Raw genomic sequence first — 16,766 nt, forward strand, 5'->3', positions numbered from 1 at the left:
ACCTCAAGACAGAAACATAAAAAACAGGCATGCCCGCGACCGGGCGGCCATCGGAGACGGCAGCCAGCGTGCAGGCTTTAAGGAGGTCTTATTAGAGGGCGCGCACTTTGCAGCAGGCAGGCACTCATGTCAAAAAACCTGTGGCGAGGGCGCTTGCTCCCGCTCGACAGCGCAGCTGGAGTCGGCTTTTAGGGCTGCTGCGCACCCCAGCGGGAGCAAGCTCCCTCGCCACAAGAGCAGCTTTAAAATGAACGTTTGAATAAAGAAAAATTTACAGCGGCCGATACAAAGGCTCTCTGTGTTTTAAGGTTAAGGATGCTCCTCGATGTCCCTCAGACAGCTCTCCATTCAATGGAAAATCACCCTGCTCGCCGGCCTTTGCCTGCTGGGGATCGTGACCCTGCTGGTGGGCCTGTCGCTGTACCGCATGGAGCAGAGTTCGCAACAGGTCCAAGCGTCGAGCATGCAGATGCTCGATGAAGCCGCCCAAGCGCGTATCGAGGCACAGGGCGAAGTGCAGGCGCTGGGCATTCGCCAGCAGTTTATGGACGCTTACCAGTACGGCCACGGGTTTTCCCGCCAGGTGCTGTTCCTGCGCGAGCAGGCTGAAAAGCGCTTCCTCGATGCGTTCGACCTGCGCGAAGACCTGACCCGCCAGGTCAAGGCAGCCTTGCAGGCCAACCCGGACTTGCTCGGCCTGTCCCTGGTGTTCGAAGCCAATGCGCTGGACGGCAAGGATGAGTTGTTCGCCGACCAGGCGGAGCTGGGCAGTAATGACAAGGGCCGCTTCGCCCTGTACTGGTCGCAGCCGAGGCCCGGCAAGCTCACGTCGATGTCGCTGCCCGAAAGCGACATGTCCGACACCAGCGTCGGCCCCAGCGGCGAAAAAGCCAATGCCTGGTTCACCTGCCCTCGTACCACCCTCAAGCCGTGCGTGATCGAACCGTACTTTTACAGGATCGACGGGCAGAACGTGTTGATGACCAGCATCGTCTTTCCGCTGATGGTGAATGGCAAAGTCATCGCCTCGTTGTCGGCGGACATCAACCTCAACAGTCTGCAAGCCGTCAGCCTAAGGGCGAGCCAGAAGCTGTATGACGGCCAGACCCACGTCAGCATTCTCAGCCCCACCGGTTTGCTCGCCGGCTACAGCGCCGATGCCAGCAAACTCAGCCAGCGCCTGGACCAAGTGGACACCGCCAGCGGCACGCAACTGATCAACGCACTGGCCGGCAGCACGCAGATCCACAGCCTGCGCACCGACCACCAACTCAAAGTACTCGCGCCCTTCGAGCCGATTCCCGACGGCAAGCCGTGGGGCGTGTTGCTGGATGTGCCGGAAAAAGTCCTGGTCGGACCGGCCGAAGCGTTGAAAGCGCAGTTGGATGCGGATAACACCCGCGGAACGTTGCTTGAACTGGGCCTGGGCCTGCTGGCCGCCGTGATCGGCCTGGTTTTGGTGTGGCTGATGGCACGCAGCGTGACCCGCCCGATCCTCGGCGTGGCGCGCATGCTCGAAGACATTGCCAGCGGCGAAGGCGACCTGACCCGTCGCCTGGCCTACGACAAGCAGGACGAGTTGGGGCAGTTGGCCGGCTGGTTCAACCGCTTCCTCGACAAACTGCAACCGATCATCGCCGAGGTCAAACGCTCGGTGCAGGACGCCCGAGGCACCGCCGACCAGTCCGCCGCGATTGCCAGCCAAACCAGCGCCGGCATGGAACAGCAGTATCGCCAGGTCGACCAGGTGGCCACCGCCTCCCATGAAATGAGTGCCACCGCCCAGGACGTGGCCCGTAGCGCCGCCCAAGCCGCTCAAGCCGCGCGCGATGCCGACCAGGCCACCCGCGACGGCCTGACGGTGATCGACCGCACCACCACCAACATCGGGCATCTGGCGGCAGACATGAGCACGGCAATGGCCCAGGTTGAGGGGCTGGCCGCCAACAGTGAGCAGATTGGTTCGGTGCTGGAAGTGATTCGCGGCATCGCCGAGCAGACCAACCTACTGGCACTCAACGCCGCCATCGAAGCCGCCCGCGCCGGTGAAGCCGGCCGTGGCTTTGCCGTGGTGGCCGACGAAGTGCGCAACCTGGCGCGACGCACCCAGGAGTCGGTGGAGGAAACCCGCCTGGTGATCGAGCAATTGCAGAGCGGCACTCAAGAGGTGGTCGGCTCGATGGGCAACAGCTATCGCCAGGCCCAGGGCAGCGTCGAACAAGTCGGCCAGGCCGTCACCGCCTTGCGCCAGATTGGCGAGGCGGTCACGGTGATCAGCGACATGAACCTGCAAATCGCCAGCGCCGCCGAAGAGCAAAGCGCCGTGGCCGAGGAGATCAACAGCAATGTGGCGACGATTCGGGACGTGACCGAGTCGCTGTCGGAGCAGGCCAATGAGTCGGCGCGGGTGAGTCAGGCGTTGAACCGTTTGGCGAATCAGCAGCAGGGGCTCATGGATCAGTTCAGGGTGTAAGAGCCTTTGCCTCTGACGAGCGGGCTCGCCACAGGAAGCCCGCTCGCCACAATAAAGCCGATCTCCGCGTTTGGATTTTCGGTCCGTCAGGACTGGCGCTTGGGTAATTCGATCAGCACTTTGAGCCCGCCCAACTCGCTCTCCTGCAACTGCAACACCCCGCCCCACACCTCGACGATGTCCCGCACGATTCCCAGCCCCAGGCCGTGGCCGTCAATCTGCTCATCCAGGCGCGTGCCACGGCTGAATACCTGGTCACGCTGGGTTTCGGGAATGCCGGGGCCGTCGTCTTCCACCGCCAGCAGGTAGCTGTGCGGCGTCTCGCTGATGCTCAGGCGCACTTCGGCGTCCGCCCATTTGCAGGCGTTGTCGAGCAGGTTGCCGAGCAGCTCCAGCAAGTCTTCGCGGTCCCAGGGCAATTGCTGGCCCGGTGCGACGTGGTAGCTCAGGTCCAGGTGTTCGCCGTGGACCATGCTCAACGTGGCCAGCAGGCCGGGCAGTTCTTTTTCACAGTCAAACAACGCGCCGGGCAGGGTTTCGCCGGCCAGGCGCGCGCGGTTGAGTTCGCGGTTGAGGCGTTGTTGCACCTGCTCCAGTTGGTCGCGCAGCAACTTGCTCAGTTGCGGGTGATCCTTGAGCGCTTCACTTGAGGCCGCACTCAACAGCACCGCCAGCGGGGTTTTCAGCGCGTGGCCGAGGTTGCCCAGGGCATTGCGCGAGCGCTTGAGGCTGTCTTCGGTGTGGGCCAACAGGTGGTTGATCTGCGCCACCAGCGGTTCCAGCTCCAGCGGCACCTCGGTGTCGAGTTGCGAGCGCTGGCCCTGTTGCAGTTGGGCGATCTGGTTACGCGCCGTTTCCAGCGGGCGCAGCGCGCGGCGCACGGTGACCCGTTGCAGGATCAGCACCAGCAGCAGCGCCGCCAGCCCCAGCACCAACCCGATCTGGCGCATCAGGCGAAAGCTTTCGCGCACAGGCGTGTAGTCCTGCGCCACGCTGATGGAAATCGACTGGCCGAAACGCTTGTAGTCCGACCGCAACACCAACAGCTGCTGGCCTTCCGGCCCCAACTGCAAGTTGCCCTTGAGCCCGGCCGCGGGCAGGCGGGGCAGTTCCTGGTCCCACAACGAGCGGGAGCGCCAGTGGATATCGGCAAAATCGATTCGGAAATAATGCCCGGAAAACGGCCGCTGATAGGCCGGCGACAAACGCTGTTCATCCAGCTGCACACCGTTGGGCCCGCGCACCAGCGCCACCAGCAGGTTCTCACTGTCGTTGCGCAAACCGGCTTCCAGGTAGCGCTGCAAACCCGCCTCGAACAACCACAGGCTGGTTTGCGCCAGCACCACGCCGACGATCACCATCACGCTGATCAGCCCCAGGCTCAGCCGCCGCTGGATCGACTTCATGCAGGGCTGGCGCCGAACCGGTAACCCTGGCCGCGCCGAGTTTCAATCACGCTGCGGCCCAACTTGCGCCGCAGGTGGTTGACGTGGACCTCCAGCACATTCGAATCACGCTCGGTCTCGCCGTCATACAAATGCTCGGCCAGATGGCTTTTCGACAGAATCTGTTCCGGGTGCAACATGAAATAGCGCAGCAGGCGGAATTCGGCGGCGGTCAGCTGGATCTCTTCGCCATCGCGCAGCACGCATTGGCGGCCTTCGTCCAAGTGCAGGCCGGCGCCTTGCAGGGTTGGCTGGTTGGCCTGGCCATGGGAGCGGCGCAACAGTGCCTGGATGCGCAGGTGCAGTTCTTCGGGGTGAAACGGTTTGCTCAGGTAATCGTCGGCGCCGGCCTTGAGCCCTTCGATGCGCTCGGCCCAGGAGTCACGGGCGGTAAGGATCAGCACCGGCGTGGCCAGCGCGGCGGCGCGCCATTGGGCCAGTACCTCAAGCCCCGGTAAGCCGGGCAGGCCGAGGTCGAGGATGATCAGGTCGTAGGGTTCGCTGCGGCCCTGATACACCGCGTCACGCCCATCGGCCAACCAGTCGACCGCATAGCCCTGGCGCTGCAGGCCGGCCAGCAGTTCATCGGCCAGCGGTACGTTGTCTTCCACCAGAAGCAGGCGCATCAGTCTTCCTCATCTTTGATCAGCGCACCGGTCGCTGCGTCGAGTTTAATCTCGCGCACCACGCCTTCGGTGGTCACCAGTTCCACTTCATAGGCGTACTGGCCGTGCTTTTTTTCCAGCTCCGCTTCCAGCAGTCGCGAGCCGGGATAGCGTGCCATGGCCTTTTGCAACAGTTGCTCCAGCGGCAGGATCACCCCCTGCTGGCGCAGCGCCAAGGCTTCATCCTGGTTAAGGTCGCGGGCTGCCAGGCTTGAGCAAAAAACCAGGAGCACCGCCACCACCAGGCTAGCGGCGCGTCGATATACCGTCATTACGTATCCTGATGATTCTTGAGAACGCGCCCGGTGAGCGCGTCCAATTCAACGTCCCATTCGATGCCGTTGGCATCCTCCAGCTCGACTTGGTACAGGTACCGGCCGTAGGCCTCGTCCAGGTCGGTGTCCAGCAAGGTCGAACCGGGGTGCAAGGCCAGGGCCGTGGCTTCCAGTTGATCGAAGGCGACAATAGTAACAGTGCCAGGCAATTTCAGTGGTTTGTCGGGGTCCATTGCCTGGGCGTGGGCCGCCAGTGAGGTGATGACGCCGGCGGCGACCAGCGCTGTGAGACGCTTCATGATGAGTCTCCCTTTCAGGTTGCTTTTCCTACCGGGCCACCCTACCCGCTGCAACTTAACTGAAACTGAATTGCCACCATGGCAATTTCCTCGGGCCGCTTTTTCCCCTCACCGTGCGAGATTTTTTATACTGCCCTGCTCGCTTCACAAGAGACCGGTATGACAGCCATCCACATCAAGTTTCCCGCCCTGACCCTCAAGGCCGGCAAGCGCGCCTTTGCACGTATTTGTGAGCAAGGCCTCAAGCCTGCCGATGTCGGCATCCTCCCCGGCGCGGCCGGTGGCCCCAAGGCGCTGGGTATCCAGGGCCTGGACCTGGCGCTGTTTGGCGACTGGCTACCCCGCGCGCCACGCGAACGGGCACTGATCGGTGCGTCCATCGGCTCCTGGCGTTTTGCCAGCGCCTGCCTGCCCGACCCGGTGCAAGGCCTGCTCGACCTCGGCCGCCTGTACAACGAACAGCGCTTTGCCAAAGGCGTGACCATGGCGCAAGTCAGCCAGAGCTGCCAACGCATGCTCGATGACCTGCTGGCCGGACGCGACGCGCGGGTGCTGGACAACTCCGACTATCGGCTGAACATCATGGTGGTCAAGAGCCACGGCCTGCTCGCCGATGACCACCGCGGGCGCCTTGGCCTGGGCCTGTCCTCGGTGATTGCCGACAACCTGCGCGGCCGCGCGCGGTTGTCGCGGCACTTCGAACGGCTGATCATCCACGACCCTCGCCAGCCGCCACCGGTGCACCCGCTGAAGGATTTCCCGTCGCGCTTCCTTGACCTGAAACTGGACAACCTGCGCCAGGCGTTGCTGGCGTCCGGCTCGATCCCCATGGTGATGCAAGGCGTGCGCGACCTGCCGGGCGCCGGCGCCGGCACCTACCGCGACGGCGGCCTGCTGGACTACCACCTCGACTTGCCCTACCACGGCGACGATATCGTGCTGTACCCGCACTTTACCGACCGGGTCGTCCCCGGCTGGTTCGACAAGGGCCTGCCGTGGCGGCGCAGCAGTCAACAGGGCTTGCAGGACGTGCTGCTGCTGGCGCCGTCCAAGGACTACCTGGCCCGCCTGCCCCACGGCAAGCTGCCGGACCGCAGCGACTTCAAGCGCTTCATGGGCGATGACGCGAGTCGTCACAAGTACTGGCAGACAGCAATGAGCGAAAGCCAGCGGTTGGGGGATGAGTTTCTGCAACTGGCTGATAACGGTGGGCTGGGCGAGCGCTTGCAGGCGCTTTGAAGCTGCGCATTTCTCCTACGGAGGGACGGTATGCCCGGTGACGGATCAAGCTGTTAAACTCGCCGCCTGCCAGATACCTGACCGAGCTGAAAATACTGTGGAAATCTTCAAGGAATTTACATTCGAATCCGCCCACCGCCTGCCGCACGTGCCCGAAGGCCACAAATGCGGGCGCCTGCATGGCCATTCGTTCAAGGTGGCGATCCACCTGAGCGGCGACCTGGATCCCCATACCGGCTGGATTCGCGACTTCTCGGAGATCAAGGCTATTTTCAAGCCGCTCTATGAACGTCTCGACCACAACTACCTCAACGACATCCCCGGCCTGGAAAACCCGACCAGCGAAGTGCTGGCCAAGTGGATCTGGGCCGAGTTGAAACCTCTGCTGCCGGAACTCAGCGCGATCCGCATCCATGAGACCTGCACCAGCGGCTGCATCTATCGCGGTGAATAAACCGGCGATGTGAAAAAACCACCCTTGCGGTGGTTTTTTTATGGCTGCCATAGTGCCCTTCGTCCTGCCACAAAGACGCTGTTCGACTGATCCAATTTGTATCACCGCTGCACCGCTTTCGTGCCTGACAGGGCACCGCGAACACACCAACCTGCGTTTCTCCCCTGCTTGGCTATAAATACTGTGCACGGTGCACAGCGCCCGCCGTGCGTGTGTCACTTCCGCCGATATGGCACGCGCGGTGCAATAGGCCTGCGTCACTCATTCAGGGAGCAAGGCACATGACGCAGCAAGAACCGGGTAACGATTACCCCCTCAGCGAAGTCCCCATGCATGCCCGCAAGGGCCTGGCCTCAACCGCCATGGTGCTGCTGGGTTTCACGTTTTTTACCGCGACCATGTTTGCCGGCGGCAAGCTGGGGGTGGCGTTCAGTTTCCTCGACATGCTCGGCGTCGTGGCCCTGGGTAACCTGCTGTTGGGTATCTACGCCGCAGGCTTGGGTTACATCGCGTTCAAGAGCGGTTTGAACTCAGTGTTGATGGGGCGCTTCTGTTTCGGCGAGGTGGGCAGCAAGCTCAGCGACTTGATCCTCGGCTTCACCCAGATCGGCTGGTATGCGTGGGGCACCGCCACTGCTGCCGTGGTCCTGGGCAAGTATTTCGAGTTAAGCGATGCCAGCGTACTGGCCCTGATGGTGCTGTTCGGCATGGTGTTCTGTGCGACGGCGTACGTGGGCTATCGCGGGTTGGAAATTCTGTCCTACATCGCGGTGCCGGCCATGGGGATTTTGCTGTTTCTGTCGATGTGGGTCGCCACCGTGAAGGTCGGCGGCCTGGACGGCCTGCTGGCAGTGGTGCCGACTGCTGAGCTGGACTTGTCGACGGCGATCACCCTGGTGTTCGGCACCTTTGTCAGCGGCGCGACCCAGGCCACCAACTGGACGCGTTTTTCCCGCTCGGCCAGGGTCGCGGTGCTGGCCAGTCTGATCGGCTTCTTTATCGGCAATGGCTTGATGGTGCTGATCGGGGCCTATGGCGCCATCGTCTATCAGCAACCCGACGTGGTGGAAGTGTTGCTGCTGCAAGGCTTCGCCATGGCCGCGATGGCGATGTTGCTGCTCAATATCTGGAGTACCCAGGACAACACCATCTACAACTTCGCCGTGGCCGGCTGCAACCTGCTGCGCACCAAACGCCGCAAGACGGTGACCCTGGCAGGCGCCGTGATCGGCACCCTGCTCGCCCTGCTGGGCATGTACGACCTTCTGGTGCCGTACCTGATCCTGCTCGGCACGGTGATCCCGCCGATTGGCGGGGTGATCATGGCGGATTTCTTCTACCGCTATCGCGGCCACTACCCGCGCCTGGCCGATGTGCACCTGCCCGCGTTCAACTGGCCGGGGCTGGTGGCGTATGCCGTGGGCACGGTGCTGGCGTTCAACTCGCCGTGGGTAGCGCCTTTGGTGGGGATTGCCGCGGCGTCGTTGACCTACATCGTGCTCACCGCCGTCCTGCGCGTGCGGGCACCTTTGGCTGACGCCCAGGCATGAGCCTGACCGTTACCGATGTGCTGGCCCTGCCTGGCCTGGAGTCGATGCGCCTGCGCGCCGGTTCGGCCGGACTCGATAATGCTGTGCGCTGGCCGTACGTCGCGGAAAACAGCGGGATCGCCGAGTGGGTGCTCGGGGGTGAACTGGTGTTCGTCACCGGCATCAATCACCCGCGCGATGAAGCCAACTTGCTGCAACTGCTGGAGGAAGCCTGTCAGCGCCAGGTCGCCGGACTGGTGATTCTCACCGGGCCGGCCTATATCCAAATAATTCCCCAGCGTTTGCTGGATGCCGCCGAAGCCGCCGGCATGCCGCTGATTGAGCAGCCCTACTCGCTGAAAATGGTCCTGGTGACACAGGCCATCGGCTCCGCGCTGATCCAGGCCGAACAACTTGGACGCTCGCGGCACGATGTACTGGAGCGGCTGCTCACCGGTGACTATCAGTCCCTGGACCTGCTGCTGCACCGCGCTGCGCAACTGGGCATGCCGCTGGCGGGGCGTTGGCAGGTTGTCCAATTGCAACTGGAGGGTGGCGAGGCGCTGTTTGACCAAGATGATACCGCACAGGTAGAAGCGCAGCTGGCACGTCAACACGAAGCGATCACCCGGCGCTTGCGCCAGTTTTCAGCATCGATACCGGTAGTCGGCCGCGCAGGGCAATGGACATTGCTGCTGCCGGCCACCGATGCCGGCGCGGCGCTGGCCAATCGTCAGCAATTGGCCACTTGGCTGAATCCGCTGAACCTGCGCCTGGCGCCCTTGAAACTGTTTATCGGCTTGAGCGCCGCCGCACACCCACCCGCGCGCCTGGCCCAGGCGCAGGACGAAGCGCGCCAGGCGCTGGCCGCCGCGCGGCGCTTTAGTGAGCGCGCCGGGCTCTGTGTATACGACGAACTGGGCGTTTTGAAGCTGCTCAGCGGCGTGCGGGATCGTGCCCTGCTCGACCAATTTCTAAACGAGCGCCTGGGCCCCTTATTGCGCCACGACCTGCACCATGGCCCGAGCCTGATGCCGACCCTGGAAGCCTGGTTTCACGAGAATGGTAATCTGATGGCCGCCGCCCAGCGCCTGGCCGTGCACCGCAACACCCTGACTCACCGCGTCCAGCGCATCGAAGCCCTGTGCGGGCTGACGCTGGATAACGCTTATGACCGCCTGGACATTGGCATCGCGCTGATGATCTGGCGGCTGTCTGCCTGATTGTTTTTAGCCAAGAGGAACTTGCCCATGCACATCATCAACGCCCGCCTGCGCAACCGTGAAGGCCTGCATGATCTGCACCTGGAACACGGCCGGATCGCCAGCATTACCCCACAATCAACAGCGCCAATAGTGGGCGCTGACGACCTGGACGCTGCCGGCAACCTGGTGATTCCACCCTTCGTCGAACCCCATATTCACCTCGACGCAACCCTGACCGCCGGCGAGCCGCGCTGGAACATGAGCGGCACTCTGTTCGAGGGCATCGAATGCTGGGGCGAGCGTAAAGCCACCATTACCCAGGCAGACACCAAGACCCGCGCCAAAAAAACCATTCAAGCCCTGGCCGCTCATGGCATCCAGCATGTGCGCACCCACGTCGACGTCACCGACCCGGACCTCACCGCCCTGAAAGCCATGCTCGAAGTGCGCGAAGAAAGCACGCACCTGATCGACCTGCAAATCGTCGCCTTTCCCCAAGAGGGCATCGAGTCCTACCGCAATGGCCGGGAACTGATGGAAGAAGCCATCCGCCTGGGCGCCGACGTGATCGGCGGCATCCCGCACTTCGAGTACACCCGCGACCAAGGGGTGAGTTCAGTCAAGTTCCTGATGGACCTGGCCGAACGCACCGGCTGCCTGGTGGACGTGCACTGCGACGAAACCGACGACCCACACTCACGTTTCCTCGAAGTGCTGGCCGAAGAAGCCCGCAGCCGCGACATGGGCGCCCGCGTCACCGCCAGCCACACAACGGCCATGGGTTCCTACGACAATGCCTACTGCGCCAAACTGTTCCGCTTGCTGGGGCATTCCGGGATCAGCTTCGTGTCGTGCCCTACCGAAAGCATTCACTTGCAGGGCCGCTTCGACAGCTTTCCTAAACGCCGAGGCGTCACCCGCGTCAACGAACTGCTGGAAGCCGGCATGAACGTCTGTTTCGGCCAGGATTCCATCGTCGACCCCTGGTACCCGTTGGGCAACGGCAACATCCTGCGGGTACTGGAAGCCGGTTTGCACATCTGCCACATGCTCGGCTACAAAAACCTGCAAAGCGCCCTCGATCTGGTTACTGACAACAGTGCAAAAGCCATGGCCCTGGGTGACCGATACGGCCTGGAACCGGGTCGACCGGCCAACCTGCTGATTCTGTCGGCAGACAGCGACTACGAGGTGATTCGCAGCCAGGGCCTGCCGTTGTACTCGATCCGCAATGGTGAGGTTTTGATGAAGCGGCAGCCGGCGCAGGTGGAGTTTTTGTAAGAAACGTGGTCAGACGATCGAATCGATATCCAGTGTCTGCGCCCTCCCCCCGTCGTTGTGGGAGGGCGACGGGATGCTGGCATGTTGGGACAACTCACGGTTCTCACGATGGCTGAACCAGCGATTGAGACTGGGTTGCAGGTTGGCGGAGCGGGCCTGACTGCCGTACACATCGCGGGCTTTGAGGCGACGCCAGCGCAGGCTTTGCAGGCGGTGACGGCTGGCGTTCAAGCGTTCGATCTCGGCGTTCAAGGCCTGGTTGTGTTGATGTGCATGGCTTCGCTGATTCGCCGGGCGACGATGCTCGAGTTCTCGGTTCTTGTCGCGCAGTTGTTGACGCATGGTCTCAAGCGCGTGGTCGAGCAACTCGAATTCTCTCGGTGTGACAAGAGGCCCCTGGCTGTCCAGGGTTTGTTGCCAGCGGCGCAACGTGGCCCAGGCGGCAGGGATGTAGCTGGCGGTCATGAAGTGCTGGTTGGCCTGGAACAGCTGTTTCAGCAAATTGTCGCGGTGGGGCATATCGCCCTGGAGTTGCAACGCGCGATTGCACCCCGCCTCCTCGATGGATTCACAACCGGGTGTCCACAGCACCGAAGAATGCGTGCCGTCCGGGAGCATGATCGGCATGAAATGCTGTTGTTCGCCGTGATGCTGATAGGCGTTTCCACCCACGCGTACCAGGCCGGCGGCGAACAGCAGGCCACCGGCACCGGGGGCGCTAAATAACGTCACGGCGCCGGGGATCCAGAGTTTGGCGGTGGTGTTCATCCAGGTAGCGGGGACACTGGGGACGGGGTCGTTGTAGTTGACGATTCGGTGGTGGACCAGGGTGGAGGCGCCGGAGGTGAATTCGGAGTCCGCGGCGCGGGGGGCCCCGTAGGTGTATAGGAGGATGTTGTAGCCGCGATCAGGAATCCGCCGCAGCCCTTCTGCCAAAAGCAACGCGATGGCGCCGCCCAGGCTGTGGCCACAAATGACGATACGTTGTCCTTGGTGAAACTGATCAAGGTAGCGCAGCACGAAATTGCGCATAGCCCGATAAGCTTGATAAAAACCTTCGTGTGCCTTGCCAACGCCTTCGGCAAAGCTCACCTGATGGGCATTTGCGTCGCGCAGCGCATCGGCACCACTGGCTGTACCACGCACAGAGATCAGGATCACCTCGTCGTGATGAGTGATAAAAGCCTGAGTGTCAGTACCGAGTTTTTCATCATCGAAAAAGTGCAGGCTCGCAGGGTGTTCCTGCTCATCGCCCAGTTCCGGATTGTTTTGTGGATAAAGCTCAGGATCGAAGGGCAGGATCTCGAATCGCTTGGAGTAAGGGACCTCTTCATAAACAGGATAAAAACGTTGCGCCTGTTCGGGATCAATTCGCCAGGCTTCGTGGTATCCCGAGAGCTTTTCTGAAAACAGATTTCCGACGGAGGGGTCCATCGCAAAGGTGACTTGATCCACCGGCTTCCTGGGAGGCTGTTGACCAAAATCGCAGTAGCTCAGGGCAGACATCAGCGCCAACTGGTACAGGTTCAAGGCACAGAATTGATCATCGACGGAGATAATCGGGCGCAAGGCTCGCAAAGGCCGTACTTCGAGTACGGTGTGTTGATTGGGGAACAACACAATCCCTGAGAGGGTCGGCTGAGACGGGCCGAATCCGAGGTCGGCCATCATTTTCAGTGCATGCCGTTGAGGGCGGTACGGCGTAGTTGCTACAGGCGGTAAATGAGCGTTATGACGAACCAAGTCACTCACTTCAACCTGATAAAACCGGTCCGCTTGCTGCTTGGCTGGATTACCCTCAATTCGTCGACCGTCAGCTGTAGAAAAGCGTGTCTGCTCGGCGCGGGTTTGCAGTTCGGTGATGGGTAGTTTGTACGTTATGCGCTTGCTCAGTCGGTCATACAGTTCTTCTGTCCCGCAATACCGCCCCTCCAACAGAAGAACCACTGGGCCACAGTAAAAGTCCTGCAGCTTGGCAAATCCATCTCCATTCACCCTGCCCTCGTACTTACGTCCTGTACTGTCGTAGACCGTGAATGAAAGGCCGCCATATGCCTTTCCGCTACCGGCTTCATCTACCAGACAAAAGCTTACCCAATGTCCCCGCAATGAGCAGGCAGGCATCTTGTCATTGAAAAAAGGTTGCTTCCATGCGTCCTGCTTCATGATTGGTTCCTTGTCACTGGCATGTTGGATAGACGTCACATATGCGCCCATCCGGCATTTTTATGGGTTTGAAGTCCGTAGTATTGCCCCTGCAATATGCGGACAAGTCTTCGAAACTGTGACCTTTGCAGCGCTTCCATCCTCCTTGAACAGCTATCCATGTGTCGTCAAAAGCAGGTAGTTCCTCATCGATAACGGTCAGCACCATCCTGAGTGTTTTCCCCGATAGCTGATCTCGTTGCACGACCCCACCCGCTCGTGCTTTTTGCGGCTGACCCGTTGCATCCAGCGAATTGCATAGCAGGATTTTAATGATCGCGTGCTTCGGCCCCACCGTCCGAAACAACCACTGACACTGCCTAAATAACTCCTGAACACCCGACTCAGGCATCCCAGGCACATCCCCCTCCGAACGATCACGAATGGAAATACCTGCCATAGCGCCCCCAACATCCGAGTCACGCGTTCCCCACTTCGCATAAAAATCAAACTCCACACCGCGCAATACCAACGGACACCCGTCTACCGTTTCAGTCAGAGGAAGCTCGTAGCGCACCCGACTGGCCACAGGTTTGTAATCAGTAAAAAACACTTTCCGCTCGGGTCTCTTTCCTCGACGCGGGGGCAAGGTGCAGGCCTCACCTGTGGCCGGACGGTAATTGGCGGCACTTTTAAGTTCGAAATCCGCCGGCAAATCCACCTCCAACGTAAAGTGTTCAACCCCCCTTCCCGCACACCCCGAAAGCCACGCCATTCCAACAACAATTAACGCCCCACCCATCCACCTGTTCATGTATTTCCCCCACCCCTGCGCCACTGCTCCACCACTCGCTCAACGTGTTCCCCCGGCGTCTCGCCCCCTCTCGGCTGCCACCGAATGACACTGCCTCGGGTCGCCTCCTCCAATCTGCGTACCACCAGAAACTCCAACTGCTCCGGCCCACGCCACTGCCAGGCGCGAGCCTGTTCCAGTACTTGGGCCAGCCAGATTCTGGGGTCTTGAAACTCAACCAGAGCAGCAAGATCCTCGCTGTGTTCCGCCAGTAGGTACCGCAGGATATTGGCGTGCAGGATGGCTTCGGCCTGAGGGTTTGGGGTATCCATCCAAGGTGCCGGAACAGGCATCGGGTACTCGCCGGGAGCCGGGTTTTCGGCATGGCACCAGCGCCCTTCATGCCAGTAACACAGGCTGATCAGCGGCCCGAGGAATACCGGCCAATGCGCTTGCGTCAGATAGGCCAGGGCACGGGCCAACGTGCGATTGTCGTGAAAGCGGTAGAGAGCACGCGCGCCCTCTGGCCCTACCAGCAGTCGCTCGCGCCAATGCCGAGTGACGCCAGCCAAATCATCATCGGGCAAGCTGCCAAGCCACCCCCAATTCGTCTCGGGGTGTTGCAGCAGATCAAGCAGCGCAGACTCACTCAACGGCCCCAACAGCAGGATCACCGGGCCAGCATTTGCCAACTCCGCCGCGCCAGTCTCGGTGTAGAGGCTGCAATATTGCGTCACGTCGCGGGCCGCCAACATGGGCGGGCATGACTCGTGGTTCCCCTCAAGCATCAGGCACAGTCGGCGCCCTGCCTGTTGTTGTCGGGCCATCCATTGGCTTGGCAGGTTTTCCATCAAGCCGCCCTCCCCGTGATTTCGCACTGGCCTTCGCGGCAACGTTCACACAGGGGGCAGAAGTCCGCGCCCAGTTGTTTGGCCAAATGCATGATGGCGCCTTGCGCTGCGGCGATTTGGGGGGCATCGGTAACCGAAGACGAACTCTCCGGCCAGGTCGCGGACGGTGAACCGCCAAGGGTGATCGGCCGACTGCTGAAAATGCCGCCCGCCTGGATTACCAAGTGCTCTCCCCCGGCCTTCAAGCTCAGTTGTGCACCCGCATCGATGACCAAGCTGGCCCCTGCCTTGAGATGAACCTGTTGCCCGGCTTCGATCACCAGGGTCTGCCCCACACGGGTCTGGCTATCGACTTGCACGTCAAGGTGATCGCTCGCCTTCAGCACCACCTTGCGATCACCGGTGACGTAACGATGCTCCGCGCTTTCCAGGTGACTGGTACTTAAACCCCGGACGATTTCACGCCGCTCTCCGGCCACCTCCAGGCGGCTGTCATGGCCGACCTGTTGCTCCAGGTCACGTTGGGCACGCAGGTAAATGAGTTCCTCGCCGCGACGGTCTTCCAGATGCAGTTCGTTGGCGCCCGCGCCACCAGGGGAACTGCAAGTACGCAACACGCTGCGGGTCTTGTGCTCCGGCAAGGAATAAGCCGGCAGGTGCAGCGCATTGGGCAAGCAGCCGTTGATCAATGGCTGGTCCGGGTCGCCTTCCAGGAAGGTCACCAGCACATCCATACCCACCCGTGGAATCATCATGGCGCCAAACCCGTCACCGGCCCAACCGGACGCCACGCGTACCCAACAACTGCTTTTGTCGTCCGTCTTGTCCAGACGATCCCAATGAAAGCGCACTTTTACCCGACCATAGGCATCGCAATGCACGTCCTCACCCTCTGGCCCGGTCACGGTGGCAGTCTGGCTGCCGTTGATGGTCGGTTTGGGATGTTTGAGGGGCGGTCGATACACCGCACGCCATGGCGTTGCCGTGAAACGGTTGCGATACCCCTGGAATGCTTCAGCGTTAAGCACCGCTTCTTCCAGCACTTGCGGCTGATACCCCTCGTGACGCACCGACGAGAGCAACCACAAGTCATTGCAGGCCGGATCCGGGTGATCACACAGTTCCAGAAAATGACCGCTGCGCAACACCGGTTGATTACTTTTGCCCAATGCCCGGGAACGGTCGCTCTGATGGCGCTCCAGCCCACGGCGCGCCAATTGCACGCCCCGTGCATGACCGGTAAAACCTGCGGGGTAGCAATAATCCTCGAGGGGTTGCGCCGACACCACGCCGGCCTTGTCTTGCAGGCGCAACGAAGGGTGTTCGAAGTCATGATCACGGCGCACCGTTTGCCGGCTGCGTGTTTCCAGGTGCCGGTCGAAACGCCGGATCACTGGCGTCCGGGCCGCCGGGTCAGCCAACGAACAATAGCGCTGCGCAGGCAAACGCCGAAACACCGTCTGGTCATCCCCAAACACCAGTAGATGGTTGTCCACGCTGTGACGGAAATGGTAGTGAATGCCCTCTTCTTCACACAGCCGCTGGATGAAGTGCAGGTCGGTTTCTGCGTACTGCGCGCAAAATACGCGCGGCGGATAGACCACAGGACCGAGTTCAAACGCGTAGGCGTCAGCGAGGATGCCGTGATGTTCGAGCACGGCGGTGATGATCTGCGGCACGCTTCGCTGCTGGAAAATCCGCTGGTCGCGACGGTAGGCAAGACAGGCCAGGCGCGGTGCCAGGGTGAGGTGGTAACGGGTGAGCCGGACACCCGGGGCATCCCGGCCGATGGCGTAGACTTGCCCATGCAGGCCTTGATCCGCTTCGCCGAAGTCCAGATAGGCGGGTTGGTGGAGCAAGGCTTCCAGATCAAGCGAGGGGTTTTCGCTGACTAACTGCACCTGAATGAAGTACGGCTGGTCAAGCGTCTCGCTGCCTTTAAAAGCCAATACCTGAAAGTCAGTACTTGTTCCTGAAAGGATTAATTTGAAACGTGACGAAACAAACGCGTTAACCATCCGTTGTTACCCGCCCTCAACTTTCTGACTGAAATACTTCCCCCCGTAAATGCCGGTAATTGGCTGAGAAAAAGTGCCTGAACGCCCTGAAGCT

The 16,766-nt window shown here is 61.3% G+C and carries 14 protein-coding genes; 6 read left to right on the forward strand and 8 right to left on the reverse strand.

Annotation, left to right across the window (positions count from 1 at the left end; genetic code table 11):
* Nucleotides 1-325: 325 nt before the first annotated feature.
* Entirely contained in the window at nt 326-2,473 is a 2,148-nt protein-coding gene (locus ACR52_RS22655; RefSeq protein WP_048729678.1) for a methyl-accepting chemotaxis protein, read from the forward strand.
* An 86-nt stretch (nt 2,474-2,559) separates the two neighbouring features.
* Here the strand turns inward: ACR52_RS22655 and ACR52_RS22660 are convergent, their stop codons facing one another.
* From ACR52_RS22660 to ACR52_RS22675, 4 genes are read right to left on the reverse strand one after another with little or no spacing between them, the layout of a single operon-like run.
* Nucleotides 2,560-3,879 carry a sensor histidine kinase gene (locus ACR52_RS22660; RefSeq protein WP_048729680.1) on the reverse strand — a complete coding sequence of 440 codons (1,320 nt, stop codon included), beginning with the start codon at nt 3,877-3,879 and terminating at the stop codon, nt 2,560-2,562.
* Nucleotides 3,876-4,544 carry a response regulator transcription factor gene (locus ACR52_RS22665; protein WP_048729682.1) on the reverse strand — a complete coding sequence of 223 codons (669 nt, stop codon included), beginning with the start codon at nt 4,542-4,544 and terminating at the stop codon, nt 3,876-3,878. Before ACR52_RS22665 ends, ACR52_RS22660 begins: the two co-directional genes overlap by 4 nt.
* Nucleotides 4,544-4,855: a PepSY domain-containing protein gene (locus ACR52_RS22670; RefSeq protein WP_048729684.1), complete on the reverse strand. Its 312-nt coding sequence runs from the start codon at nt 4,853-4,855 to the stop codon at nt 4,544-4,546. The genes ACR52_RS22665 and ACR52_RS22670 overlap by 1 nt, the downstream gene beginning before the upstream one ends.
* Entirely contained in the window at nt 4,855-5,157 is a 303-nt protein-coding gene (locus tag ACR52_RS22675; RefSeq protein ID WP_048729686.1) for a PepSY domain-containing protein, read from the reverse strand. Before ACR52_RS22675 ends, ACR52_RS22670 begins: the two co-directional genes overlap by 1 nt.
* Nucleotides 5,158-5,316: 159 nt before the next feature.
* Between ACR52_RS22675 and ACR52_RS22680 the strand changes: the two genes are divergently transcribed.
* The 5 genes from ACR52_RS22680 to codA all read left to right on the forward strand — a co-directional run bounded on the left by ACR52_RS22680 (nt 5,317) and on the right by codA (nt 10,865).
* Complete coding sequence (locus ACR52_RS22680; protein WP_048729687.1) at nt 5,317-6,396, forward strand: hypothetical protein; 1,080 nt, start codon at nt 5,317-5,319, stop codon at nt 6,394-6,396.
* A 97-nt stretch (nt 6,397-6,493) separates the two neighbouring features.
* Nucleotides 6,494-6,850, forward strand: coding sequence for a 6-carboxytetrahydropterin synthase QueD (gene queD, locus ACR52_RS22685; RefSeq protein WP_048729689.1), 357 nt, complete (start codon nt 6,494-6,496; stop codon nt 6,848-6,850).
* A 281-nt stretch (nt 6,851-7,131) separates the two neighbouring features.
* Nucleotides 7,132-8,400: a cytosine permease gene (gene codB / locus ACR52_RS22690; RefSeq protein ID WP_048729691.1), complete on the forward strand. Its 1,269-nt coding sequence runs from the start codon at nt 7,132-7,134 to the stop codon at nt 8,398-8,400.
* Nucleotides 8,397-9,602, forward strand: coding sequence for a PucR family transcriptional regulator (locus ACR52_RS22695; RefSeq protein WP_048729694.1), 1,206 nt, complete (start codon nt 8,397-8,399; stop codon nt 9,600-9,602). Before codB ends, ACR52_RS22695 begins: the two co-directional genes overlap by 4 nt.
* Before the next feature lie 27 nt (nt 9,603-9,629).
* Nucleotides 9,630-10,865, forward strand: coding sequence for a cytosine deaminase (gene codA / locus ACR52_RS22700; protein ID WP_048729695.1), 1,236 nt, complete (start codon nt 9,630-9,632; stop codon nt 10,863-10,865).
* Between the two features lie 9 nt (nt 10,866-10,874).
* Here codA and ACR52_RS22705 read toward each other — a convergent pair whose 3' ends face one another.
* Genes ACR52_RS22705 through tssI form a run of 4 tightly spaced genes read right to left on the reverse strand, consistent with a single transcriptional unit; the run spans nt 10,875 to nt 16,672 of the window.
* Nucleotides 10,875-13,031: a lipase family protein gene (locus ACR52_RS22705; protein WP_048729698.1), complete on the reverse strand. Its 2,157-nt coding sequence runs from the start codon at nt 13,029-13,031 to the stop codon at nt 10,875-10,877.
* Between the two features lie 13 nt (nt 13,032-13,044).
* A complete protein-coding gene (locus tag ACR52_RS22710; protein WP_048729700.1) occupies nt 13,045-13,824 on the reverse strand; it encodes a hypothetical protein in 780 nt (259 codons plus the stop codon).
* A complete protein-coding gene (locus ACR52_RS22715) occupies nt 13,821-14,654 on the reverse strand; it encodes a DUF4123 domain-containing protein (RefSeq protein ID WP_048729702.1) in 834 nt (277 codons plus the stop codon). The genes ACR52_RS22710 and ACR52_RS22715 overlap by 4 nt, the downstream gene beginning before the upstream one ends.
* The gene (tssI, locus tag ACR52_RS22720; RefSeq protein WP_048729704.1) at nt 14,654-16,672 is read right to left on the reverse strand and encodes a type VI secretion system tip protein TssI/VgrG; all 2,019 of its coding nucleotides are present in this window, start codon (nt 16,670-16,672) and stop codon (nt 14,654-14,656) included. The genes ACR52_RS22715 and tssI overlap by 1 nt, the downstream gene beginning before the upstream one ends.
* Nucleotides 16,673-16,766 lie beyond the last annotated feature (94 nt).

Source organism: Pseudomonas fildesensis (genome assembly GCF_001050345.1).
Lineage (GTDB): Bacteria > Pseudomonadota > Gammaproteobacteria > Pseudomonadales > Pseudomonadaceae > Aquipseudomonas > Aquipseudomonas fildesensis.

Excerpts from the sequence above, each read along its gene's own strand:
- ACR52_RS22655 (WP_048729678.1), top strand. The coding sequence starts at position 326 with ATGTCCCTCAGACAGCTCTCCATTCAATGGAAAATCACCCTGCTCGCC.
- ACR52_RS22680 (WP_048729687.1), top strand. The coding sequence starts at position 5,317 with ATGACAGCCATCCACATCAAGTTTCCCGCCCTGACCCTCAAGGCCGGC.
- ACR52_RS22670 (WP_048729684.1), bottom strand. The coding sequence starts at position 4,855 with ATGACGGTATATCGACGCGCCGCTAGCCTGGTGGTGGCGGTGCTCCTG.
- ACR52_RS22695 (WP_048729694.1), top strand. The coding sequence starts at position 8,397 with ATGAGCCTGACCGTTACCGATGTGCTGGCCCTGCCTGGCCTGGAGTCG.
- codA (WP_048729695.1), top strand. The coding sequence starts at position 9,630 with ATGCACATCATCAACGCCCGCCTGCGCAACCGTGAAGGCCTGCATGAT.
- ACR52_RS22705 (WP_048729698.1), bottom strand. The coding sequence starts at position 13,031 with ATGAAGCAGGACGCATGGAAGCAACCTTTTTTCAATGACAAGATGCCT.
- ACR52_RS22665 (WP_048729682.1), bottom strand. The coding sequence starts at position 4,544 with ATGCGCCTGCTTCTGGTGGAAGACAACGTACCGCTGGCCGATGAACTG.
- tssI (WP_048729704.1), bottom strand. The coding sequence starts at position 16,672 with ATGGTTAACGCGTTTGTTTCGTCACGTTTCAAATTAATCCTTTCAGGA.
- ACR52_RS22675 (WP_048729686.1), bottom strand. The coding sequence starts at position 5,157 with ATGAAGCGTCTCACAGCGCTGGTCGCCGCCGGCGTCATCACCTCACTG.
- ACR52_RS22715 (WP_048729702.1), bottom strand. The coding sequence starts at position 14,654 with ATGGAAAACCTGCCAAGCCAATGGATGGCCCGACAACAACAGGCAGGG.
- codB (WP_048729691.1), top strand. The coding sequence starts at position 7,132 with ATGACGCAGCAAGAACCGGGTAACGATTACCCCCTCAGCGAAGTCCCC.
- ACR52_RS22710 (WP_048729700.1), bottom strand. The coding sequence starts at position 13,824 with ATGAACAGGTGGATGGGTGGGGCGTTAATTGTTGTTGGAATGGCGTGG.
- ACR52_RS22660 (WP_048729680.1), bottom strand. The coding sequence starts at position 3,879 with ATGAAGTCGATCCAGCGGCGGCTGAGCCTGGGGCTGATCAGCGTGATG.